Genomic DNA, 25,337 nt, shown 5'->3' with positions numbered 1-25,337 from the left:
CGTTATAGACAAATAATTGACGTAAATTTGGCGTCAATAAATACGCTTATGTACCCCTGATTTTCAATTTTTCACAGCGCATAGCGGCGTTTGATGGCCGGCTAGGCAAGAAGCCCACTTGAGCGGCTATTCCGGAGAGTCCCCCCCATGAGCAGTGTTGTTGCCATCGTCAAAAGCATTGTTGGCCAAGTCATCGCAGTATCCCCAGAAGGCATTCGCCGCGTTCTGATCGAGGGCGATCGGCTCATGGCAGGGGAGCAGGTACTCACCGGGGCTGGCGGGGCGGTAACATTGGAACTGTCCGACGGGCGCACCCTGGACCTGGGGCGCGATACCCAATGGAGCGCGGACGCGCCGGACAGCACAACCGACTTGAGCCAGGCAACTGCCCAGGCCGCGCCGTCGGTCGAAGAGCTGCAGCAGGCCATCGCCGCGGGTGCTGACCCGACCACCGACCTGGAAGCGACTGCTGCGGGTCCGGCTGCTGCAGGGGGTGGCTCGGTAGGGGGCGGCCACTCGTTCGTGATGCTTGCCGAAACTGCAGGAGTGGTTGACCCGACCATTGGCTTCCCGACCGGCCCGATCGGTTTCGAGACCCAGCGCACCGAGCAGGAAGTTGGCGGGCTCGACACCAATGGCAACGCCACAGTAGCGGCGCCGATCACCACTGGCCTTACGCTCAGCGCCACGCCGAGCATTACCGAAGCGGGCGGTGTGATCGTCTACACCGCAACCTTGGGCCAGGCGCCGCTGACCGACCTGACCATCACCCTTTCCAACGGCCAGGTGATCGTCATCAGTGCCGGCCAGACCACGGGCACAGTCAGCGTCACCATCCCGCCGAACGATACGCCGTACATCGATGGCAGCGAGATCTCCACGACCATCACCGGCACCACTGGCGGCGGCATCACGGTCACTCCGAACCCTGCCCCGGCAGTCACCCAGATCGTCGATACCATCGATACCACCACCGTTGCCGTTACGGCGCAGCCGGCCAAGGAAGGTGATCCAAACATCACTTTCGAATTCCAGCTGAGTAACCCGCCGCAAGCCGGCAGCACTACCACACTGACCGTCAATGTTGGCGGTACCAGCTACAACGTCACTGTCGACGCTTCCGGCAAGGGGAGCCTGGTAGTCCCGAACACCAATGGTGACGATGTCTATACTGATCCGTCGCAGCTGACCGCGACCGTGACCGCGGTAAATGGTGGCAACTTCGAAGCCGTGGACCTGACTGGTGCGACGACGACCGCCACTGTTGAAGACACTATCGACACCACCACTGTGGCTGTTTCTGCCCAGCCGGCAAAGGAGGGCGACCTCAACGTCACCTTCAACTTCCAGCTGAGCAATCCGCCTCAGGCCGGTACCACCGTGACCCTGACGGTTAACGTGGGTGGCACCGACTACACCGTTAACGTGGATTCCACTGGTAAAGGCACCCTGCAGGTCCCGAACACCAACGGTGAAGACGTCTACAAAGACGCATCGAGCGTGACGGCCACTGTTACCTCGGTGAATGGCGGCAACTACGAAGGTGTCGACCTGACTGGCGCGACTACAACCGCGACCGTCGAAGACACCCTCAACAACACCACTGTGGCTGTTTCTGCCGAGCCGGCGAAAGAAGGCGATGCGAATATCACCTTCAACTTCCAACTGAGCAACCCGCCGCAAACTGCGACGACTCTGACTGTGAACGTCGGTGGCACCGTTTACACCGTGGAAGTGGATGCAGCCGGTAAAGGCACCCTCCAGGTTCCGAACACCAACGGCGAAGACGTCTACAAAGATGCGTCGAGCGTGACGGCCACCGTTACCTCGGTGAATGGCGGCAACTACGAAGGTGTCGACCTGACTGGCGCGACTACGACCGCCACTGTCGACGACACCCTCAATAACACCACTGTGGCTGTATCTGCCGAGCCGGCGAAAGAAGGCGATGCGAACATCACCTTCAACTTCCAGCTGAGCAACCCGCCGCAAACCGCCACCACTCTGACCGTCAATGTCGGCGGCACGGTTTACACCGTGGAAGTGGATGCAGCCGGTAAAGGTACCCTCCAGGTCCCGAACACCAACGGCGAAGACGTCTACAAAGACGCATCGAGCGTGACGGCAACCGTTACAGCCGTAAACGGTGGCAACTATGAAGGCGTGGACCTGACTGGCGCGACTACAACCGCCACTGTCGAAGACACCCTCAACAACACCACTGTGGCTGTTTCTGCCGAGCCGGCAAAAGAAGGCGATGCGAACATTACCTTCAACTTCCAGCTGAGCAACCCGCCACAAACCGCGACGACTCTGACTGTGAACGTCGGTGGCACCGTTTACACCGTGGAAGTGGATGCAGCCGGTAAAGGCACCCTCCAGGTTCCGAACACCAACGGTGAAGACGTCTACAAAGACGCGTCGAGCGTGACGGCAACCGTTACAGCCGTAAACGGTGGCAACTATGAAGGTGTGGACCTGACTGGCGCGACTACAACCGCCACTGTCGAAGACACCCTCAATAACACCACTGTGGCTGTTTCTGCCGAGCCGGCAAAAGAAGGCGATGCGAACATTACCTTCAACTTCCAGCTGAGCAACCCGCCACAAACCGCGACGACTCTGACTGTGAACGTCGGTGGCACCGTTTACACCGTGGAAGTGGATGCAGCCGGTAAAGGTACCCTCCAGGTCCCGAACACTAACGGTGAAGACGTCTACAAAGACGCGTCGAGCGTGACGGCAACCGTTACAGCCGTAAACGGTGGCAACTATGAAGGCGTGGACCTGACTGGCGCGACTACAACCGCCACTGTCGAAGACACCCTCAACAACACCACTGTGGCTGTTTCTGCCGAGCCGGCGAAAGAAGGCGATGCCAACATCACCTTCAACTTCCAACTGAGCAACCCGCCGCAAACTGCGACGACTCTGACTGTGAACGTCGGTGGCACCGTTTACACCGTGGAAGTGGATGCAGCCGGTAAAGGCACCCTCCAGGTTCCGAACACCAACGGCGAAGACGTCTACAAAGACGCATCGAGCGTGACGGCCACCGTCACCTCGGTGAATGGCGGCAACTACGAAGGCGTCGATCTGACTGGCGCGACTACCACCGCGACCGTCGAAGACACCCTCAACAACACCACTGTGGCTGTTTCTGCCGAGCCGGCGAAAGAGGGCGATGCGAACATCACCTTCAACTTCCAGCTGAGCAACCCGCCACAAACCGCCACCACCCTGACCGTCAATGTCGGCGGCACGGTTTACACCGTGGAAGTGGATGCGGCTGGTAAAGGCACCCTGCAGGTCCCGAATACCAACGGCGAAGACGTTTACAAAGACGCATCGAGCGTCACCGCAACCGTCACGGCCGTAAACGGTGGCAACTACGAAGGCGTTGATCTGACTGGCGCGACTACAACCGCCACTGTCGAAGACACCCTCAACAACACCACTGTGGCTGTTTCTGCCGAGCCGGCGAAAGAGGGCGATGCGAACATCACCTTCAACTTCCAGCTGAGCAATCCGCCACAAACTGCGACGACTCTGACTGTGAACGTCGGTGGCACGGTCTACACCGTGGAAGTGGATGCGGCCGGTAAAGGTACCCTCCAGGTCCCGAACACCAACGGCGAAGACGCCTACAAAGACGCATCGAGCGTGACGGCCACCGTTACCTCGGTGAATGGTGGCAACTACGAAGGTGTCGACCTGACTGGCGCGACTACCACCGCGACCGTCGAAGACACCCTCAACAACACCACTGTGGCTGTTTCTGCCGAGCCGGCGAAAGAAGGCGATGCGAATATCACCTTCAACTTCCAACTGAGCAACCCGCCGCAAACTGCGACGACTCTGACTGTGAACGTCGGTGGCACGGTTTACACCGTGGAAGTGGATGCGGCCGGTAAAGGTACCCTCCAGGTTCCGAACACCAACGGCGAAGACGTCTACAAAGACGCATCGAGCGTCACCGCGACCGTCACCGCTGTAAACGGCGGCAACTACGAAGGTGTTGATCTGACTGGCGCGACTACAACCGCGACCGTCGAAGACACCCTCAACAACACCACTGTGGCTGTTTCTGCCGAGCCGGCAAAAGAAGGCGATGCGAACATTACCTTCAACTTCCAGCTGAGCAACCCGCCGCAAACCGCCACCACCCTGACTGTGAACGTCGGTGGCACGGTTTACACCGTGGAAGTGGATGCAGCCGGTAAAGGCACCCTCCAGGTCCCGAACACCAACGGCGAAGACGTCTACAAAGACGCATCGAGCGTCACCGCAACCGTCACAGCCGTAAACGGTGGCAACTACGAAGGCGTGGACTTGGCTGGCGCGACAACGACTGCGACCGTCGAAGACACCCTCAATAACACCACTGTTGCGGTGAGCTCGCTGCCGGCTAAAGAGGGTGACGAAAACATCACCTTCAACTTCCAGCTGAGCAACCCGCCGCAAACTGCGACGACTCTGACTGTGAACGTCGGTGGCACCGTTTACACCGTGGAAGTGGATGCAGCCGGTAAAGGCACCCTCCAGGTTCCGAACACCAACGGCGAAGACGTCTACAAAGACGCATCGAGCGTGACGGCCACCGTCACCTCGGTGAATGGCGGCAACTACGAAGGCGTCGATCTGACTGGCGCGACTACCACCGCGACCGTCGAAGACACCCTCAACAACACCACTGTGGCTGTTTCTGCCGAGCCGGCGAAAGAGGGCGATGCGAACATCACCTTCAACTTCCAGCTGAGCAATCCGCCACAAACCGCGACCACCTTGACTGTGAACGTCGGTGGCACGGTTTATACCGTGGAAGTGGATGCAGCCGGTAAAGGTACTCTGCAGGTCCCGAACACCAACGGCGAAGACGTGTACAAAGACGCATCGAGCGTCACCGCGACCGTCACAGCCGTAAACGGTGGCAACTACGAAGGTGTCGATCTGACCGGTGCGACCACGACCGCGACCGTCGAAGACACCCTCAACAACACTACCGTGACTGTTTCTGCCGAGCCGGCGAAAGAAGGCGATGCCAACATCACCTTCAACTTCCAACTGAGCAACCCACCGCAAACCGCGACCACTCTGACTGTGAACGTCGGTGGCACGGTTTATACCGTGGAAGTGGATGCAGCCGGTAAAGGCACTCTCCAGGTCCCGAACACTAACGGCGAAGACGTCTACAAAGACGCATCGAGCGTCACCGCAACCGTCACCGCCGTAAACGGTGGTAACTACGAAGGTGTCGATCTGACCGGTGCGACTACCACCGCGACCGTCGAAGACACCCTCAATAACACTACTGTTGCGGTGAGCTCGCTGCCGGCTAAAGAGGGTGACGAAAACATCACCTTCAACTTCCAGCTGAGCAACCCGCCACAAACCGCGACCACCCTGACCGTCAATGTCGGCGGCACGGTTTACACCGTGGAAGTGGATGCAGCCGGTAAAGGCACCCTCCAGGTCCCGAACACCAACGGCGAAGACGTGTACAAAGACGCGTCGAGCGTCACCGCGACCGTCACAGCCGTAAACGGTGGCAACTACGAAGGCGTTGATCTGACTGGCGCGACTACAACCGCGACCGTCGAAGACACCCTCAACAACACCACTGTGGCTGTTTCTGCCGAGCCGGCAAAAGAGGGCGATGCGAACATCACCTTCAACTTCCAGCTGAGCAATCCGCCACAAACCGCGACCACCCTGACCGTCAATGTCGGCGGCACGGTTTACACCGTGGAAGTGGATGCGGCCGGTAAAGGCACCCTCCAGGTCCCGAACACCAACGGCGAAGACGTCTACAAAGACGCGTCGAGCGTGACGGCCACTGTTACTTCGGTGAATGGCGGCAACTACGAAGGTGTTGATCTGACTGGCGCGACCACGACCGCGACCGTCGAAGACACCCTCAATAACACTACTGTTGCGGTGAGCTCGCTGCCGGCTAAAGAGGGTGACGAAAACATCACCTTCAACTTCCAGCTGAGCAACCCGCCACAAACCGCGACCACTCTGACTGTGAACGTCGGTGGCACGGTTTACACCGTGGAAGTGGATGCGGCCGGTAAAGGTACTCTCCAGGTCCCGAATACCAACGGCGAAGACGTCTACAAAGACGCATCGAGCGTTACCGCAACCGTCACCGCCGTAAACGGCGGAAACTACGAAGGTGTCGATCTGACTGGCGCGACTACCACCGCGACTGTCGAAGACACCCTCAATAACACCACCGTGGCTGTATCTGCCGAGCCGGCGAAAGAAGGCGATGCGAACATCACCTTCAACTTCCAACTGAGCAACCCGCCGCAAACCGCCACCACTCTGACCGTCAATGTCGGCGGCACGGTTTACACCGTGGAAGTGGATGCGGCCGGTAAAGGCACTCTGCAGGTTCCGAACACCAACGGCGAAGACGTCTACAAAGACGCATCGAGCGTGACGGCCACCGTTACCTCGGTGAATGGCGGCAACTACGAAGGTGTTGATCTGACTGGCGCGACTACAACCGCCACTGTCGAAGACACCCTCAACAACACCACTGTGGCTGTTTCTGCCGAGCCGGCAAAAGAGGGCGATGCGAACATCACCTTCAACTTCCAGCTGAGCAACCCGCCACAAACCGCCACCACCCTGACCGTCAATGTCGGCGGCACGGTCTACACCGTGGAAGTGGATGCAGCCGGTAAAGGCACTCTCCAGGTCCCGAACACCAACGGTGAAGACGTCTACAAAGATGCGTCGAGCGTGACGGCCACTGTTACTTCGGTGAATGGCGGTAACTACGAAGGTGTCGACCTGACTGGCGCGACTACGACCGCGACTGTCGAAGACACCCTCAATAACACCACTGTGGCTGTTTCTGCCGAGCCGGCGAAAGAAGGCGATGCGAACATCACCTTCAACTTCCAGTTGAGCAACCCACCGCAAACCGCGACCACTCTGACTGTGAACGTCGGCGGCACGGTCTACACCGTGGAAGTGGACGCAGCCGGTAAAGGCACTCTGCAGGTCCCGAACACTAACGGCGAAGACGTCTACAAAGACGCATCGAGCGTCACCGCAACCGTCACAGCCGTAAACGGTGGCAACTACGAAGGTGTCGATCTGACTGGCGCGACTACCACCGCGACCGTCGAAGACACCCTCAATAACACTACTGTTGCGGTGAGCTCGCTGCCGGCTAAAGAGGGTGACGAAAACATCACCTTCAACTTCCAGCTGAGCAATCCGCCACAAACCGCGACCACCTTGACTGTGAACGTCGGCGGCACGGTTTACACCGTGGAAGTGGATGCGGCCGGTAAAGGTACCCTCCAGGTCCCGAACACCAACGGTGAAGACGTCTACAAAGATGCGTCGAGCGTGACGGCCACTGTTACCTCGGTGAATGGCGGCAACTACGAAGGTGTCGACCTGACTGGCGCGACTACGACCGCGACTGTCGAAGACACCCTCAATAACACCACTGTGGCTGTTTCTGCCGAGCCGGCGAAAGAAGGCGATGCGAACATCACCTTCAACTTCCAGTTGAGCAACCCGCCACAAACCGCCACCACCCTGACCGTCAATGTCGGCGGCACGGTCTACACCGTGGAAGTGGATGCGGCCGGTAAAGGTACCCTCCAGGTCCCGAACACCAACGGCGAAGACGTGTACAAAGACGCATCGAGCGTCACCGCGACCGTCACGGCTGTAAACGGTGGTAACTACGAAGGTGTCGATCTGACCGGTGCGACTACCACCGCGACCGTCGAAGACACCCTCAATAACACTACTGTTGCGGTGAGCTCGCTGCCGGCTAAAGAGGGTGACGAAAACATCACCTTCAACTTCCAACTGAGCAACCCGCCGCAAACCGCCACCACCCTGACCGTCAATGTCGGCGGCACGGTTTACACCGTGGAAGTGGATGCGGCCGGTAAAGGCACTCTGCAGGTTCCGAACACCAACGGCGAAGACGTCTACAAAGACGCATCGAGCGTGACGGCCACCGTTACCTCGGTGAATGGCGGCAACTACGAAGGTGTTGATCTGACTGGCGCGACTACAACCGCCACTGTCGAAGACACCCTCAACAACACCACTGTGGCTGTTTCTGCCGAGCCGGCAAAAGAAGGTGATGCCAACATCACCTTCAACTTCCAGCTGAGCAACCCGCCACAAACCGCGACCACTCTGACCGTCAATGTCGGCGGCACGGTTTACACCGTGGAAGTGGACGCAGCCGGTAAAGGCACTCTCCAGGTCCCGAACACTAACGGCGAAGACGTCTACAAAGACGCATCGAGCGTCACCGCAACCGTCACCGCCGTAAACGGTGGCAACTACGAAGGCGTGGACTTGGCTGGCGCGACTACGACTGCGACCGTCGAAGACACCCTCAATAACACCACTGTGGCTGTATCTGCCGAGCCGGCGAAAGAGGGCGATGCGAACATCACCTTCAACTTCCAGCTGAGCAATCCGCCACAAACCGCGACCACCTTGACTGTGAACGTCGGTGGCACGGTTTATACCGTGGAAGTGGATGCAGCCGGTAAAGGTACTCTGCAGGTCCCGAACACCAACGGTGAAGACGTCTACAAAGACGCGTCGAGCGTGACGGCCACCGTTACCTCGGTGAATGGCGGCAACTACGAAGGTGTCGACCTGACTGGCGCGACTACAACCGCGACCGTCGAAGACACCCTCAATAACACTACCGTGGCTGTTTCGGCCGAGCCGGCTAAAGAAGGCGATGCGAACATCACCTTCAACTTCCTGTTGAGCAACCCACCGCAAACCGCGACCACTCTGACGGTGAACGTCGGCGGCACGGTCTACACCGTGGAAGTGGATGCGGCCGGTAAAGGTACCCTCCAGGTTCCGAATACCAACGGTGAAGACGTCTACAAAGACGCATCGAGCGTCACCGCAACCGTCACAGCCGTAAACGGTGGCAACTACGAAGGTGTCGACCTGGCTGGCGCGACCACTACTGCGTCTGTTGCGGACACCGAAACACCAGTGACCGTGACCGTCACCGCGCACGACGCAAAAGAAGGCGACACCAACGTCAACTTCGATTTCCAGCTGAGCGAGAAGCCACAGACTGGCTACCCGACCAGTCTGACCGTGCAAGTTGGCAGCACCTCCTACACCGTCAGCATCGACGCCAACGGCAAGGGCACCCTGGCCGTACCAAACCCTAACGGCGAAGACGTTTACAAAGACGCCAGCTCGCTGACTGCGACCGTCACGGGCGGCACTGGCGGCAACTTCGAGAAGATCGCCACCGGCGCTACCGGCACGGCGAACATCGCGGACACCGAAACCCCGGTAACCGTGACCGTCACCGCGCACGACGCCAAAGAAGGCGACACCAACGTCAACTTCGACTTCCAGCTGAGCGAGAAGCCGCAGTCCGGCTACCCGACCAGCCTGACCGTGCAGGTTGGCAGTACCTCGTACACCGTCAGCATCGACGCCAACGGCAAAGGCACCCTGGCCGTACCAAACCCTAACGGCGAAGACGTTTACAAAGACGCCAGCTCGCTGACTGCGACCGTCACGGGCGGCACTGGCGGCAACTTCGAGAAGATCGCCACCGGTGCTACCGGCACGGCGAACATCGCGGACACCGAAACCCCGGTAACCGTGACCGTCACCGCGCACGACGCCAAAGAAGGTGACACCAACGTCAACTTCGACTTCCAGCTGAGCGAGAAGCCACAGACTGGCTACCCGACCAGCCTGACCGTGCAAGTTGGCAGCACCTCGTACACCGTCAGCATCGACGCCAACGGCAAGGGCACCCTGGCCGTGCCAAACCCTAATGGCGAAGACGTGTACAAAGACGCCAGCTCACTGACGGCCACCGTCACGGGCGGCACTGGCGGCAACTTCGAGAAGATCGCCACCGGTGCTACCGGCACGGCAAACATCGCGGATACCGAAACCCCGGTAACCGTGACCGTCACCGCGCACGACGCCAAAGAAGGTGACACCAACGTCAACTTCGACTTCCAGCTGAGCGAGAAGCCACAGACTGGCTACCCGACCAGCCTGACCGTGCAAGTTGGCAGCACCTCCTACACCGTCAGCATCGACGCCAACGGCAAGGGCACCCTGGCCGTGCCAAACCCTAATGGCGAAGACGTGTACAAAGACGCCAGCTCACTGACGGCCACCGTCACGGGCGGCACTGGCGGCAACTTCGAGAAGATCGCCACCGGTGCTACCGGCACGGCAAACATCGCGGATACCGAAACCCCGGTAACCGTGACCGTCACCGCGCACGACGCCAAAGAAGGTGACACCAACGTCAACTTCGACTTCCAGCTGAGCGAGAAGCCACAGACTGGCTACCCGACCAGCCTGACCGTGCAAGTTGGCAGCACCTCCTACACCGTCAGCATCGACGCCAACGGCAAAGGCACCCTGGCCGTGCCAAACCCTAATGGCGAAGACGTGTACAAAGACGCCAGCTCACTGACGGCCACCGTCACGGGCGGCACTGGCGGCAACTTCGAGAAGATCGCCACCGGCGCTACCGGCACGGCGAACATCGCGGACACCGAAACCCCGGTAACCGTGACCGTCACCGCGCACGACGCCAAAGAAGGTGACACCAACGTCAACTTCGACTTCCAGCTGAGCGAGAAGCCACAGACTGGCTACCCGACCAGCCTGACCGTGCAAGTTGGCAGCACCTCCTACACCGTCAGCATCGACGCCAACGGCAAAGGCACCCTGGCCGTGCCAAACCCTAATGGCGAAGACGTGTACAAAGACGCCAGCTCACTGACGGCCACCGTCACGGGCGGCACTGGCGGCAACTTCGAGAAGATCGCCACCGGTGCTACCGGCACGGCGAACATCGCGGACACCGAAACCCCGGTAACCGTGACCGTCACCGCGCACGACGCCAAAGAAGGTGACACCAACGTCAACTTCGACTTCCAGCTGAGCGAGAAGCCACAGACTGGCTACCCGACCAGCCTGACCGTGCAAGTTGGCAGCACCTCGTACACCGTCAGCATCGACGCCAACGGCAAGGGCACCCTGGCCGTGCCAAACCCTAATGGCGAAGACGTGTACAAAGACGCCAGCTCACTGACGGCCACCGTCACGGGCGGCACTGGCGGCAACTTCGAGAAGATCGCCACCGGTGCTACCGGCACGGCAAACATCGCGGATACCGAAACCCCGGTAACCGTGACCGTCACCGCGCACGACGCCAAAGAAGGCGACACCAACGTCAACTTCGACTTCCAGCTGAGCGAGAAGCCGCAGTCCGGCTACCCGACCAGCCTGACCGTGCAGGTTGGCAGTACCTCGTACACCGTCAGCATCGACGCCAACGGCAAAGGCACCCTGGCCGTACCAAACCCTAACGGCGAAGACGTTTACAAAGACGCCAGCTCGCTGACTGCGACCGTCACGGGCGGCACTGGCGGCAACTTCGAGAAGATCGCCACCGGCGCTACCGGCACGGCAAACATCGCGGACACCGAAACCCCGGTAACCGTGACCGTCACCGCGCACGACGCCAAAGAAGGCGACACCAACGTCAACTTCGACTTCCAGCTGAGCGAGAAGCCGCAGTCCGGCTACCCGACCAGCCTGACCGTGCAGGTTGGCAGTACCTCGTACACCGTCAGCATCGACGCCAACGGCAAAGGCACCCTGGCCGTACCAAACCCTAACGGCGAAGACGTTTACAAAGACGCCAGCTCGCTGACTGCGACCGTCACGGGCGGCACTGGCGGCAACTTCGAGAAGATCGCCACCGGCGCTACCGGCACGGCAAACATCGCGGACACCGAAACCCCGGTAACCGTGACCGTCACCGCGCACGACGCCAAAGAAGGTGACACCAACGTCAACTTCGACTTCCAGCTGAGCGAGAAGCCACAGACTGGCTACCCGACCAGCCTGACCGTGCAAGTTGGCAGCACCTCGTACACCGTCAGCATCGACGCCAACGGCAAAGGCACCCTGGCCGTGCCAAACCCTAATGGCGAAGACGTGTACAAAGACGCCAGCTCACTGACGGCCACCGTCACGGGCGGCACTGGCGGCAACTTCGAGAAGATCGCCACCGGTGCTACCGGCACGGCAAACATCGCGGATACCGAAACCCCGGTAACCGTGACCGTCACTGCGCACGACGCCAAAGAAGGTGACACCAACGTCAACTTCGACTTCCAGCTGAGCGAGAAGCCACAGACTGGCTACCCGACCAGCCTGACCGTGCAAGTTGGCAGCACCTCCTACACCGTCAGCATCGACGCCAACGGCAAAGGCACCCTGGCCGTGCCAAACCCTAATGGCGAAGACGTGTACAAAGACGCCAGCTCACTGACGGCCACCGTCACGGGCGGCACTGGCGGCAACTTCGAGAAGATCGCCACCGGTGCTACCGGCACGGCAAACATCGCGGATACCGAAACCCCGGTAACCGTGACCGTCACCGCGCACGACGCCAAAGAAGGTGACACCAACGTCAACTTCGACTTCCAGCTGAGCGAGAAGCCACAGACTGGCTACCCGACCAGCCTGACCGTGCAAGTTGGCAGCACCTCCTACACCGTCAGCATCGACGCCAACGGCAAGGGCACCCTGGCCGTGCCAAACCCTAATGGCGAAGACGTGTACAAAGACGCCAGCTCACTGACGGCCACCGTCACGGGCGGCACTGGCGGCAACTTCGAGAAGATCGCCACCGGTGCTACCGGCACGGCAAACATCGCGGATACCGAAACCCCGGTAACCGTGACCGTCACCGCGCACGACGCCAAAGAAGGTGACACCAACGTCAACTTCGACTTCCAGCTGAGCGAGAAGCCACAGACTGGCTACCCGACCAGCCTGACCGTGCAAGTTGGCAGCACCTCGTACACCGTCAGCATCGACGCCAACGGCAAAGGCACCCTGGCCGTGCCAAACCCTAATGGCGAAGACGTGTACAAAGACGCCAGCTCACTGACGGCCACCGTCACGGGCGGCACTGGCGGCAACTTCGAGAAGATCGCCACCGGTGCTACCGGCACGGCAAACATCGCGGATACCGAAACGCCGGTGACAGTCGCGGTCACTGCGCATAACGCCAAAGAAGGTGACGCATACGTCAACTTTGAGTTCCAGCTCAGCCACCAGCCGCAGAGTGGTTACCCGGCCAGCCTGACCGTCGATGTCGATGGCAAGGCTTACACGGTCAACCTGAACGCCAGCGGTTACGGCTCGCTGAACGTGGTGAACACCAACACCGAAGATGCCTACAAGGACGTCAGTACCGTGACGGCCACCGTCACGTCCATCAACGGCGGCAACTTCGAGAAAGGTGACGTAGCCGGTGCGAAAGCCTCGGCCATCGTCGTCGATACCATTGACGACACCACCATCAAAGTGACCGCAGACCCTGCCACCGAGGCCGACAGCACAGTCACCTTCCACTTCCAGCTGAGCAATCCGCCGCAAGGTAGTGGTGCGACCATCCTCACCGTGAACGTTGCCGGTACGCTGTACCAGGTCACCGTGGATGCTGCGGGCAAAGGCGCGCTGTCTGTCGTCAACCCGAACTCTGAAGACGTGTTCAAGGACCCGAGCACCCTCACCGCGACCGTGACCAACGTCACTGGCGGAAACTACGAGAATGTCGATTACACCGGTGCTACCGCAACCGCGAACATCGCCGACACGATCGACACCGTTTACGCCAAGATCAGTATCGTCAACGGTTCGGTCACCGAAGGTGGCACCTTCACCTACAAGGTCGATCTGGTAGATGCTTCGGGCAAGGCCATCACCGTTCCAACTGGCAAATCGGTGACGGTGAACCTGGAGTGGAGCGGTACCGCGGATGCCTCCGACGTTGTTGGCACGCTGCCGAAGAGCGTGACCATTACCGGTGGCAACAGCAGCTACTCGTTCGACGTAAAGACCTACGACGACACCAAGATCGAAAGCGATGAAACCCTGACGGCCACCATCAAGCAGGTGGTCGACAACAACAACTTCTACGAGAACCTGGCTGTGGGCAGCCAGAACTCGGCCACCGGGACGATCTTCGACAACGACAAAGGGCCGCAGGTAATCGCCAACTCCACGGCTTCCATCGTCGAAAGTGGTACCGCTGGCGGCGCCGACGTGGTCCTGGTGCTCGACCGTTCGGGCAGCATGGGGCCACGCAGCACCGGTGGTGGTGACCCGGATGGTGCAGGCCCGTACAACACCCGCCTGGAAATGCTCAAGGACGCGGTCAAGAACCTGTTCCAGTCGGGCACCGTGCACTCGGTGTTCATCGTGTCGTTCGCCAGCAGCGCCACCTTCCACAGTTCCGGCAAGGACGGTGGCTGGTACACCAACCTGGACGATGCGCTTAAAGCCATCGACAACCTCAATGCTGGCGGTACTACCAACTACGCGTCGGCGCTGAACGCGGTTACCAGCAACTACACCAATCCGCCGGCAGGTGGCAGCAAGCTGGTCAGCATCTTCATGTCCGACGGTGCGCCTAACGACGCCACGGCCAACGAAACCACCTGGATCAACTTCCTGAACAACAAAGGCTTCGACGATTCCTACGCTGTAGGCTTCGGCGGGCTGAGCAACCAGGACAAGAACTACCTGGAGCCTATCGGCTGGAAGCCGGGCGAAACCCCTGGCTCGATCACCAGCGGCGCGGCCGACGATCACGTGCTGGTCGTGGATACCTCGCTGAGTGCGTTGACTCAGGCGCTGGTCGGCAGCGTCGGCGGCAGTGCCGTGTCTGGCGATGTTACCGCCAATGCTACTGGTGGCACCGCCGGCTGGGCGGCCAACGGCTGGAAACTGTCTTCGGTGCAATACGGTGGCGTGACTTACACATTCACCAGTGCCACCGACAGCAAGACCATTGACCTGGGCACCGTGGGCAAGGTGATCATCAAAGGTGACGGCAGCTACACGTTCTCCGGTAAAGACAACCAGGACGTTGCCAACGATCTGTCGGCTGAGCTGAAGTTCACCATCCGTGATGCCAACGGCTCGACCGCCTCGTCGACCTTGACCCTGACCGTCAAGGACCGCAGTGATGCGATTGCGGCCAACGACGACATCACGGCCAACCTGACCTCGTCGAAGGTGACCACGGCGGCTTACACCACCACCTTGGCAACCTTCACCAACAACGAGAGCAATGCCTGGAAGTTCACCAACAATGCCTACGACCAGGATTCGAGGCTGGCGGAGAAGCTGGGCTCGAACCTGAGCAGCTGGTCGTCCAGTTCGCTTAATGGGACCACACTAGACGCAGGGCGTGTCAGCCTCAGCGGCAGCAACAACGTTGCCCTGAAGCTGACTGACAACAATGGCTCCAGCACCGGTGATGCCCAGGCAGTGACGCCAACCTACACTGCTGTCGGTGGCGAGACTCTGTCGTTCACGGTTACCAGTAATACATTGAGCAGCTACCTGGGCCAGGACTCCGCTGGCTGGAGCCTCTACAAGAGCTTGGACAATGGCGTCACCTGGACGCTGGCGCAGAGCGGGGACATCACCAGCAGCACGACTTCTGCGGAAACGCAGTCGCTGACGGCTGGGGCGATGTACCGCATTTTGCTGACTGTGCACGATGACACCTACTGGAACGGCAGCAACGCCTCGATCACCGTCGACAACTTCCAGGCCAACGTGCCTGAAACGACCTCGATCGTGTGGACTGCCAGTGCCGTCACCGGTTCGGTCGCCACCAACGACACTTGGGGCGCCAACGGCGAAACCTCGACCCTGTCGATCAAGGTCAATGGCAGCTGGGTGGATGTCACTGCGGGCATGAAGGTCACCGGCCTGTATGGCGACCTGACCATCAACAAGGATGGTTCGTACAGCTACCAGCCGATCGCCAGCAAGGACAACGCCGGCCACGTCGACTCGTTCGAGTACAAGCTGACTCAGCCGGACGGTGACACCGACACTGCGCACCTGTACGTGACGCTCACCGCGTCCGGCCCAGGTGCCAGCGCGTCGACCACCCCAGCCTGGACCAGCGGCAAAGACAACCTGCTGGGCACGGATGGCAACGACATCATCTTCGGCGGCGCCGGCGACGACACCCTGACCGGCGGCAAGGGCAACGACACCCTTACCGGTGGCAGCGGCGCTGACCTGTTCGTCTGGAAGGCAGGGCATACCGGAAACGATATCGTCACCGACTTCAAGGCGTCCGAAGGCGATCGCCTCGACCTCAGCGACCTGCTGCAGGGCGAGAAGGGCAGCAACATCACCGATTACCTGAAGGTCTCCACCGTCAATGGCGATACTGTTCTGCAGGTGAGCAGCAAAGGTGAGCTGAACGCGACCGATGGTGCCAACCATGTCGACACCACTATCACCCTGCAGGGGGTCAACTGGTCGAGTGCCACGATCAACTCGCTGGTCGGTGGTGCTGATCCGCTGATCAAGATCGACAACCACAACAACTGATGCTGGCCCCGACAGCGGCAGGTGACTGCCGCTGTCGAAGCCCTTCGATCCACGGGGTGGCGCTTCCCTGCGACTGGTGGGCAGGCGCATACTCGCCTGCCATTTCATCGCGCAATCACCCGGAAGGTACCCTCGTGACGCTGGACAACGCCCTGATCTACGTACAACGTGACCCCGAAGGCCGCCTGCAGCGTGTCGAGCCCAGCCCCTTCCCCGGGCACACGGAAGTCCTCACCGCCGACCATGCCGAGGTCCAGCACTGGTTCGCTGACGATGTGGTGGAAAACAGCCTGCGCCAGCTCAAGCAGAGCGACCTGGACATGATTCGCGTGCTGGAAGACCTGATCGATGTGCTTACCACCAAGGGCGTTCTCAGCATCACTGACCTGCCGGCCGGCGCCCAGGCCAAGCTGCTCAATCGCTCGAGCGCGCGCAAGGCGCTGGGGGGCTTGAGCAACCTTATTCAGGACGAGACGGATCACGGCCTTATCTGAGCGGCTGTCGCTCATATGGTTATGCGTTAAAGATATTTAAATTATTTTTCTTATGCATTTATAGTCACTGCCACTGCGTACCCGTCGATCAATCGATGCGCCGCACGACTTGAACCCACACGGGTAATCCCCGTGCGTTTCTGATCGTTGCGCGCCATTGAAGTCGCGCACTGCGTGGGAGTGAAACATGCCAGCCGCCTCGAACGCCTTGTCGTCCATCGACAGCGCCCAGCCGCAAACCTTCGAAATCCGCCCGTTCTCCGGTGCCGTCGGCGCCGAGATCATTGGCCTGGACCTGGCCAAGCCGGTCACCACCGAGGATTTCACCCGTATTCATCGCGCCCACCTCGACCACCATGTGCTGGTGTTCCGTGACCAGCGCATCAGCCCGGAACAGCAGATCACCTTCAGCCGCCGCTTTGGCGAGTTGCAGATCCATGTGCTCAAGCAGTTCCTGCTCGCCGGCCACCCGGAAATCCTGATCGTCTCCAACATCATCGAACATGGCCAGAACATCGGCCTGGGCGATGCCGGCAAGTTCTGGCATTCGGACCTGTCGTACAAGGAACTGCCAAGCCTCGGCTCCATGCTGCACGCCCAGGAGTTGCCAAGCGAAGGGGGCGACACCCTGTTCGCCGACATGCACAAAGCCTGGGACGCCGTGCCCGAAGCCCTGCGCAAGGTGGTCGAGGGCCGCAGTGCCGCTCACTCCTACACCGCCCGTTACGCTGAAACCAAGTTCGAAGGCAACTGGCGCCCGACCCTGACGGCCGAGCAACTGGCGCAGGTCAAGGAAGTCATCCACCCAGTAGTGCGTACCCACCCGGAAAACGGCCGTAAGGCACTGTTCGTCAGTGAAGGCTTCACCACCCGCATCGTTGGCCTGCCGGACGATGAAAGCCGCGACGTGCTGCAGCAGCTATACGCGCTGAGCGTGCTTGAGCAAAACATCTATCGCCATCAGTGGCAGCCCCACGACCTGGTGTTCTGGGACAACCGTTCGCTGATCCACCTGGCCACCGGTTGCCCCGCGCACCTGCGGCGCAAGCTGTTCCGCACCACCATCCAGGGCGATGCCCCGTTCTGACGACTGAGGAATTCATCATGCGTAAATCCATCAGCCGCCTGGCGGCAAGTATCGGCCTGGGCGCTAGCCTGGTTGTCGGAAGCCTGACGGCCCCTGCCGTGGCGCAAGCCGAAGGCAAGATCCGCATCGCCGAACAGTTCGGCATCGTCTACCTGCTGCTCAACGTGGTGCGTGACCAGCACTTGATCGAGAAGCATGGCAAGGAGCAGGGCATCGACATCGAAGTCGACTGGGCCCAGCTGTCCGGCGGCTCGGCGATCAACGACGCGCTGCTGTCCGGCTCGGTGGATATCGCCGGCGCGGGTGTCGGCCCGCTGCTGACCGTTTGGGACCGCACCAAGGACCGGCAGAACGTCAAGGCCGTGGCCTCGTTGGGCAACTTTCCGTACTACCTGGTCAGCAGCAACCCTAACGTGAAGACCATCGCCGATATTTCCGAAAAGGACCGCATTGCCGTGCCTGCGGTGGGTGTTTCGGTGCAGTCGCGCTTCCTGCAGTACGCCGCCGCCCAGCAGTGGGGCGACAAGGAATACAACCGCCTCGACAAGTACACCTTGGCCGTGCCGCACCCGGATGCCACTGCCGCGCTGCTGGCCGGCGGTACTGAACTGAACGGGCATTTCTCCAACCCGCCGTTCCAGGACCAGGCACTGGCCAACAAGGACGTGCACGTGGTGCTCAACAGCTATGACCTGCTCGGCCCCAACTCGCCGACCCTGCTGTTCGCCACCGAGAAATTCCGCAAGGACAACCCCAAGACCTACAAGGCCTTCGTCGACGCCCTGGCCGAAGCGGCGGATTTCGCCCAGAAGGACAAGGCCGCTGCGGCAGATACCTACATCCGCGTGACCAAGGCCAAGATCGACCGCGAAGCGCTGATCAAACTGATCGACAACCCGCAGTACGAGTTCACCGTCACGCCAAAGAACACCTACAAACTGGCCGAGTTCATGTATCGGGTAGGCGCCATCAAGCACAAGCCGGAGTCGTGGAAGGACTACTTCTTCCAGGATGAACGCCCGTTGCAAGGGAGCTGACCGACCATGACCGCCCCATTGCCAGGCCGCACGGCCAGCAACCTGAGCCGTGTCGCTACACCGCCGTTGCTCCAGGTGGACAACCTGAGCCTCGAATACCGCACCGCGCAGCGCGTGGTGCGGGCCACCCATCAGGTCAGCTTCGAAGTCGACCGTGCCGACCGTTTCGTCCTGCTTGGCCCATCGGGCTGCGGCAAATCCACCTTGCTCAAGGCCGTGGCCGGTTTCATCAACCCCCGGGAAGGGCAGATTCTGCTGCAGGGCCAGCCGGTCAAAGGCCCCGGCCCTGACCGCATCGTAGTGTTCCAGGAGTTCGACCAGCTGCCGCCCTGGAAAACGGTGAAAGAGAACGTCATGTTCCCGCTGTTGGTGTCTGGCCAGCTAAAGCGCGCCGAGGCCGAGGAGCGGGCCCTGCATTATCTGGACAAGGTCGGCCTGGCCGTCTTTGCCGATGTCTACCCGCACATGCTGTCGGGCGGGATGAAGGCGCGCGTGGCGATTGCCCGGGCGCTGGCGACCCAGCCGAAGATCCTGCTGATGGACGAGCCGTTCGCCGCACTCGATGCGCTGACCCGGCGCAAGATGCAGGAAGAACTGCTGCTGCTGTGGGAAGAAGTGCGCTTCACCTTGCTGTTCGTCACCCACTCCATCGAGGAGGCGCTGGTGGTCGGCAACCGCATCCTGCTGCTGTCGCCCCACCCGGGCCGGGTGCGCGCAGAGGTGCACAGCCACCAGTACGACCTCGGTAGCCTCGGCGCTGCAGACTTTCAGGCTAGTGCACGGCGCATCCATCGCTTGCTGTTCGACGAGGCCGAAGTGCCTGCACAGGCCGATGACCTGGGCTTCAACGACATCCGCATCGCCTACTGACAGGAGCTTCAGCCATGACCCCTACACCTGTACGCCAGGAATACGAGGTGCAGCTGCAGCCTTTGCTCAGTGTGCCCGTGGAACGCAACTTACCGTTGGCCCAGCGCTTGTGGCAGCACGGCTGGCTGCGCAAGGCCGTGATCCTGGTGGTGATCGCAGCCTTGTGGGAAGCGATCGCCCGCTACCAGGGCAACGACCTGCTGCTGCCGACCTTCCTGCAGACTGCCGCCGCGCTGTGGGACGGCCTGCTCAGCGGCGAACTGCCGGCCAAGGTCGGCGTGTCGCTGGTTATTCTGCTCAAAGGCTACCTGCTGGGGATCGTTCTGGCCTTTGGCCTTACCAGCCTGGCGGTGTCGACCCAGCTCGGTCGTGATCTGCTGGGCACCCTGACCTCGATGTTCAACCCGCTGCCGGCAATCGCCCTGCTGCCGCTGGCGTTGCTGTGGTTTGGGCTGGGCGACAACAGCCTGATCTTCGTGCTGGTGCATTCGGTATTGTGGGCGCTGGCGCTGAATACCTATGCAGGCTTTCTTGGGGTTTCGGAGACCTTGCGCATGGCCGGGCGCAATTACGGCCTGAAAGGGCTGCGCCTGGTCCTGCACATCCTGGTGCCGGCGGCGTTGCCGTCGATCCTCTCGGGGCTGAAGATCGGCTGGGCGTTCGCTTGGCGCACGCTGATTGCCGCCGAGTTGGTGTTCGGCGCCAGCAGCGGCAAGGGCGGGCTGGGCTGGTACATCTTCCAGAACCGCAATGAGCTGTACACCGACAAGGTGTTTGCCGGGCTGGCGGTGGTGATCCTGATTGGTCTGCTGGTCGAGGGGTTGGTGTTCAATACCCTGGAGCGGTTGACCGTTCGGCGGTGGGGCATGCAACGTTGATTTTCCTGTGCCGGCCTCTTCGCGGGTAAACCCGCTCCCACAGGTGCTGCGCAGCATTCAGGGCCTGCGCGATCTCTGTGGGAGCGGGTTTACCCGCGAAGAGGTCGGCACAGGCGACCAATACATATGCTGTGGGCCATGGCCCTTGCTTTGAAAAACTCTCATACATCCGCAAGCTAACTTGTCGTAAAAGTTGTAGGAAAATTCTGAATTAAGTATCGATCTCCAGAGAACCGTTGCGGTTATCTTTCCTCGCACCTAGCCTGTTCCACTCATTCGTTTACAAGGAACAGTAATCATGGCTTTCGACGCTTTCATACAAATCGCGGAAATCGCTGGCGAATCGCAAGACGAGCAATACAAGCACTGGATCGAGATCCTCGGCTACACGTTCGGCACCAGCCAAAGCACCTCTGCTACCGCAAGTTCCGCAGGGGGCGCCACCTCCGGGCGCACCACCCTGAGCAACCTGACCTTCACCAAATACCTGGACAATGCCAGCTGCAAACTGCTTGAAGCCAGTTGCGCCGGGCAGCACCTGAAAGAAGTCAGGCTGGTCGTTTGCCGCGCCGGTGGTGACAAGCTGAAGTACTACGAAGTGGTGCTCGAAGAAGTGATCATTGCCGACTATCTACATAGCGTGCATGCCGGCGTGCCGACTGAAATCATCCAGCTCAACTACGGTCGCATCAAGACCACGTACACCCGGCAGCAGCGCGCTGATGGTGGTGCTGGCGGCAGTGTCACCGGTGGTTGGGACCGGATTGCCAACAAGAAGTTTGCGTGAGGAACGACCATGTCCGAGGCACGCAGCTTTATAAATCCCAAGGCGCAGAACTACGCGACCCTGAAGAACGGCACGCCGATGAACGCCAATCAGCAGGCCAAGTTCGATGTGCTCAATGCGCATATCGTCAACACGGTCGTCTTTGCTGGCGAACTGGTGATCGTCGGTGATCCCTCCACGCCCTCCTGTACCAGCCATGAAGCCTTTCTCATGGGCAAGGCGGCAGGTATTCACCGCGATATCGTATTCAACGGCGGGGGTGTCGATGGGTTCATGCTGGATAACTTTGAGATGCTGCAGAGTCTGCTGGCACACGCTGCGACGGGGGCCGGGGCCGCAAGCGATGGCTGGGCCAGGCATTTGGCTTCCATCAAGAAGACGCTGGAGCAGATTGAGCAATTGCACCGCGAGCATATGAGTGGTGGTGCGTTCAGGGCGAGGGAAGAGTTCTATGCCAAGCGGGCGGCGCTGTTCAGGGTATTGGATGAGCAGATTGGGAAGACTGCCGCTTACGGCTCTGGTCTACGAAATCAGGGATCGATCAAGCGGATGCTGCAGCTTTCCACTAAACGCTATCTGAGTACCGGGGAAATTACCGGGTATGCCGAGAAGGTAACGGGAGTGGCGAGGGCTGCGAGTCTGATCAAGAAAGGGGCCTACATTGGAGTCGCATTAGATGTGGCAGCGACAGGGCTGTCTATTCATAAGGCATGCACCATTGGCCGAGAAGAGGAATGTAGAAAGGCCAAGTATGTAGAGGGAAGTGGTTTAGTTGGAGGCTTGAGTGGAAGCACCATAATGGGGGCTGTCGGAGGTGCCGCAGGCACCCTTGCATGCGCTGTAGCATTCGGAATACCTACTGGAGGGCCTGGTGCATTAGCGTGCGCGGTGGCAGGTGGAGTAGTAGGTGGAAAGGTGGGGGGCGAAAAAGGTAAAGAGGGTGGTCAATGGCTTGGGGAAATTCTCTATGAGAACATTCAGCCGTGAACACATTTGAGATGAATGTGGTTGCGGTTTGTTTTTTCTTCTTGGCTATAGTTGCATTTTTAGTGCAAATATATGTCGCCATAAGGCATCTTGATGAGATTGAAGGGCTGCTGTCGAAGAGCGATTTTGTATTGGGAAATAGGAGGCTTTATTTGCACGTAGGTCTCTTAGGTAAAATTATGCGTATCTGCACCATATCAACACTGCTGACAACTCCATATTTATTTGTTCGAAAGGGGTTGGTTGACGAGGCTCAATTGCGAAACTTTCCGGTATCTATGAAAAGGCTGCTGGTAGTACTCTGGTGCACAATGTGTATTTCTTCAGCCGCTTTCCTCGCGCTCGGGTCTTTTTAAGAATGCATTTAGGGGCGCGTAGACTGCATTACTATGCGCGATGTTCAATTGTGCCCTGTCCTAGGAAGCTTTGCCGGGAGGATGAGAGCAACAGAGTTGCTGATTTGTCCCGCTTGGGAGGACAGTGTGTGAAAAGAGGGGTGAATGAAGTCGACAGCCGTAGTAATAGGAATGTCCATGTTGTTGTTCTGGATGATGGTCAGTATGAGCTTTATGATTTTTCTGGCGTGCCGGTATCTTGAAGTGGTTGAATCGAAGTTGTCGGGGTGCAGTTATGTGCGAGATAATCGGCTGAATTTCTCGTCTGCGGGATTGCTAGGGAGAGTGATGCGTATCAGTCTGGCCGCAAACATGCTTTTGATGCCTGGGGTCTTTGTTCGCAGAGGAATTGCGGATGCTTCCGAAATATCGCGATTTCCAAGGGGTTTTAGAATTAAGATACTAATCTCTTGGGGAGGGCTAATGACTTCTACGATCTTATTTTTTGTTTCTCACAATATTCTGAGACTTTTAAATTTTTCCAGTTGAATGGAGCGGTATTTTTCCTGAACCGGCCACTTCGCGGGCAAGCCCGCTCTCACTTCAGATTCTATTCCCTCTCCAAGACTCAAGCGGGTTTACCCGCGAAGAGGCCGGTGCTGGCGACTAATTCATGTACTGCGCTGCCGCATTACTCAAGGTCCTGGCGATCTCTTCGCGCAGTGCCTGCGGTTCTTCGACCACCAGGCCTTCCCCTTGGCTCAGCACCCACCAGCGCAACGGCCCGCCATCTTCCACGGTGGCCCGCAATCGATGCCCCTGGTCCAGTGCCGTCAATTGCATGTCCACGCTCAACGGCGCTTCACGCAACTGCTTGGCCAATGGGTCGCTGACCCAGGCCTGTATCTCGAAGCCTTCACCCTGCGCCGGCTGAAGCGAATCACCGCGCAAATATCCCTGCAGATCGAAATTCCCTCGCAACTCGCCTGCAATGTTCGCCGACCAGTGCCAACCAAACGGAATGCTCTTGTCATTGCGATCCAGCGGAAAGATCAGCGACAGCTCGTTGAGGTCCCGCTCCACCGTGCGTTTGCTGACATTGAAGCCTACATCGCGCAGGCGCCATACCAATTCGGCGCTGGTAATGCCTGGGGAACGGCTGGGTAACTGGCGCAACAGCGCCCATTGACGGCTGAGGGTGGCGCGGGTGGTAGCGAACGGCAAAAGGTAACGTCCTTGTCTAGGCTTGCCGCAACAGCATGGCGGCTGGAACAGGTCATGGCAATTAGCCATAACCCGTTCAGATCAAGGAATGCGTAATTGGTTGCCTTGCCTCGAATCGTTCGCGACAGGTTTTGACGTGACGTCGCGCAGAATCACGCCTCATCACAGCCGCGGTCGGGCCTGTGGGTCGTTCAATGAGGATGAACATGTCTGCTGTCAGCAATATCCATTCGCTGCTCGCCCGCCTTCTGCCTGAGCAGGTCACTTGCCCACCGACACACGCCGGCAGGCGACAGCGGCTGTTCGCCGGGGTAGGGCTGCCCAGCCAGCGCGCGCTGCTGGTCAACCGCCTGGACGAAGCGCACGACCTGCAGGCGGTGTACGCCGACCTGCGCCAGCAGGCGCTGGCCGGCAATGTGGCAGCACTCAACGACCTGGGCTGGATTTGGCTCAATGGCAAGTACTGGCGGGCCGACACCGCGCTGGCCAGGCACCTGCTGCGCATGGCGGCGCTGCAGGGCAATGCGGCGGCGTGGTTCAACCTGGGGCAGCAGCACTACTTTGGCAAGGGTATCGAAACCTCCTATGCGCAGGCCGCGGAGTGTTATCAACAGGCCTTCGAACGGGGCCTGCTGCATGCCGCCGCGGCGCTGGGTGACCTGTACGAAGAAGAAGTCTGCGATACCGCGCCGGCGTGGCAGGTGGACCCCGGCCTGGCTTACCAATGGTTTTTGCGCGGTGCCGAGCGGGGTGAGGCGCGTTGCCGGTTCGAAGTGGGCTACCGTTTGTTGCATGGCCTGTACGTGGATGCTGATACCAAGGCTGCGCTGTATTGGTTGGAGCTGGCGGCGGCAACCGGGGTGATGCAGGCGGCCGAGGAGTTGGCGGTGCATTTCAGCAGCCGGGATGAAGCGCGTTACCAGGGCTGGCGTGACCGGGCTGTGCAGATGGGCAGCACCTTGGCCCTGACCATGAAGCTGGAAGACCAGATTCAGCCCTGAGTGTTGTGCTGCTTTCTTCTCGGGCAAGCCCGCTTCCACAGCAATATCACGGCATTCAAGACTTGTATGGTCCCCTGTAGAAGCGGGCCTGCCCGCGAAGAGGCCGTGCAGGTGAACAAAAATTTCATCTTGGCCCCCCGTCGCCCATGGTTGACGACAGGGGGAGGCACAGGCGTATATTG

The 25,337-nt window shown here is 59.8% G+C and carries 10 protein-coding genes; 9 read left to right on the top strand and 1 reads right to left on the bottom strand.

The window, feature by feature from the left end:
* Positions 1-147: 147 nt before the first annotated feature.
* The 8 genes from BUQ73_RS25510 to BUQ73_RS25475 all read left to right on the top strand — a co-directional run bounded on the left by BUQ73_RS25510 (position 148) and on the right by BUQ73_RS25475 (position 22,595).
* Positions 148-16,455 (top strand): immunoglobulin-like domain-containing protein, encoded by a 16,308-nt coding sequence (locus tag BUQ73_RS25510; RefSeq protein ID WP_079230171.1) that lies wholly within the window; start codon positions 148-150, stop codon positions 16,453-16,455.
* A gap of 152 nt (positions 16,456-16,607) precedes the next feature.
* The gene (locus tag BUQ73_RS25505) at positions 16,608-16,949 is read left to right on the top strand and encodes a tryptophan synthase subunit beta (protein WP_079230622.1); all 342 of its coding nucleotides are present in this window, start codon (positions 16,608-16,610) and stop codon (positions 16,947-16,949) included.
* Positions 16,950-17,136: 187 nt separating this feature from the next.
* Positions 17,137-18,036, top strand: a complete 900-nt coding sequence (locus BUQ73_RS25500; protein ID WP_079230170.1) for a TauD/TfdA dioxygenase family protein — start codon at positions 17,137-17,139, stop codon at positions 18,034-18,036.
* Positions 18,037-18,053: 17 nt separating this feature from the next.
* The gene (locus BUQ73_RS25495) at positions 18,054-19,073 is read left to right on the top strand and encodes an ABC transporter substrate-binding protein (RefSeq protein WP_079230169.1); all 1,020 of its coding nucleotides are present in this window, start codon (positions 18,054-18,056) and stop codon (positions 19,071-19,073) included.
* 6 nt (positions 19,074-19,079) lie between these two features.
* Positions 19,080-19,943, top strand: coding sequence for an ABC transporter ATP-binding protein (locus BUQ73_RS25490; protein ID WP_079230168.1), 864 nt, complete (start codon positions 19,080-19,082; stop codon positions 19,941-19,943).
* Between the two features lie 14 nt (positions 19,944-19,957).
* Complete coding sequence (locus BUQ73_RS25485; protein ID WP_079230167.1) at positions 19,958-20,821, top strand: ABC transporter permease; 864 nt, start codon at positions 19,958-19,960, stop codon at positions 20,819-20,821.
* A 298-nt stretch (positions 20,822-21,119) separates the two neighbouring features.
* Positions 21,120-21,608: an Hcp family type VI secretion system effector gene (locus BUQ73_RS25480; protein ID WP_079230166.1), complete on the top strand. Its 489-nt coding sequence runs from the start codon at positions 21,120-21,122 to the stop codon at positions 21,606-21,608.
* Between the two features lie 9 nt (positions 21,609-21,617).
* Positions 21,618-22,595: a hypothetical protein gene (locus BUQ73_RS25475; RefSeq protein ID WP_079230165.1), complete on the top strand. Its 978-nt coding sequence runs from the start codon at positions 21,618-21,620 to the stop codon at positions 22,593-22,595.
* Between the two features lie 1,001 nt (positions 22,596-23,596).
* On the opposite strand, the gene BUQ73_RS25460 is transcribed toward BUQ73_RS25475, so the two are convergent.
* A complete protein-coding gene (locus tag BUQ73_RS25460) occupies positions 23,597-24,154 on the bottom strand; it encodes a WYL domain-containing protein (RefSeq protein ID WP_079230163.1) in 558 nt (185 codons plus the stop codon).
* A gap of 206 nt (positions 24,155-24,360) precedes the next feature.
* Here BUQ73_RS25460 and BUQ73_RS25455 point away from each other — a divergent pair, with 206 nt between their 5' ends.
* Complete coding sequence (locus BUQ73_RS25455) at positions 24,361-25,155, top strand: tetratricopeptide repeat protein (RefSeq protein ID WP_079230162.1); 795 nt, start codon at positions 24,361-24,363, stop codon at positions 25,153-25,155.
* The last annotated feature ends 182 nt before the right edge of the window (positions 25,156-25,337 follow it).

Source organism: Pseudomonas putida, assembly GCF_002025705.1.
GTDB classification, from domain to species: Bacteria; Pseudomonadota; Gammaproteobacteria; order Pseudomonadales; family Pseudomonadaceae; genus Aquipseudomonas; species Aquipseudomonas putida_J.
Note: the sequence above shows the minus strand (reverse complement) of the source record. Positions and strands in the feature narration are given on the sequence as shown.

Coding starts and splice junctions, on each gene's coding strand:
- BUQ73_RS25455 (WP_079230162.1), top strand. CDS start 24,361: ATGTCTGCTGTCAGCAATATCCATTCGCTGCTCGCCCGCCTTCTGCCT.
- BUQ73_RS25495 (WP_079230169.1), top strand. CDS start 18,054: ATGCGTAAATCCATCAGCCGCCTGGCGGCAAGTATCGGCCTGGGCGCT.
- BUQ73_RS25475 (WP_079230165.1), top strand. CDS start 21,618: ATGTCCGAGGCACGCAGCTTTATAAATCCCAAGGCGCAGAACTACGCG.
- BUQ73_RS25485 (WP_079230167.1), top strand. CDS start 19,958: ATGACCCCTACACCTGTACGCCAGGAATACGAGGTGCAGCTGCAGCCT.
- BUQ73_RS25510 (WP_079230171.1), top strand. CDS start 148: ATGAGCAGTGTTGTTGCCATCGTCAAAAGCATTGTTGGCCAAGTCATC.
- BUQ73_RS25480 (WP_079230166.1), top strand. CDS start 21,120: ATGGCTTTCGACGCTTTCATACAAATCGCGGAAATCGCTGGCGAATCG.
- BUQ73_RS25490 (WP_079230168.1), top strand. CDS start 19,080: ATGACCGCCCCATTGCCAGGCCGCACGGCCAGCAACCTGAGCCGTGTC.
- BUQ73_RS25500 (WP_079230170.1), top strand. CDS start 17,137: ATGCCAGCCGCCTCGAACGCCTTGTCGTCCATCGACAGCGCCCAGCCG.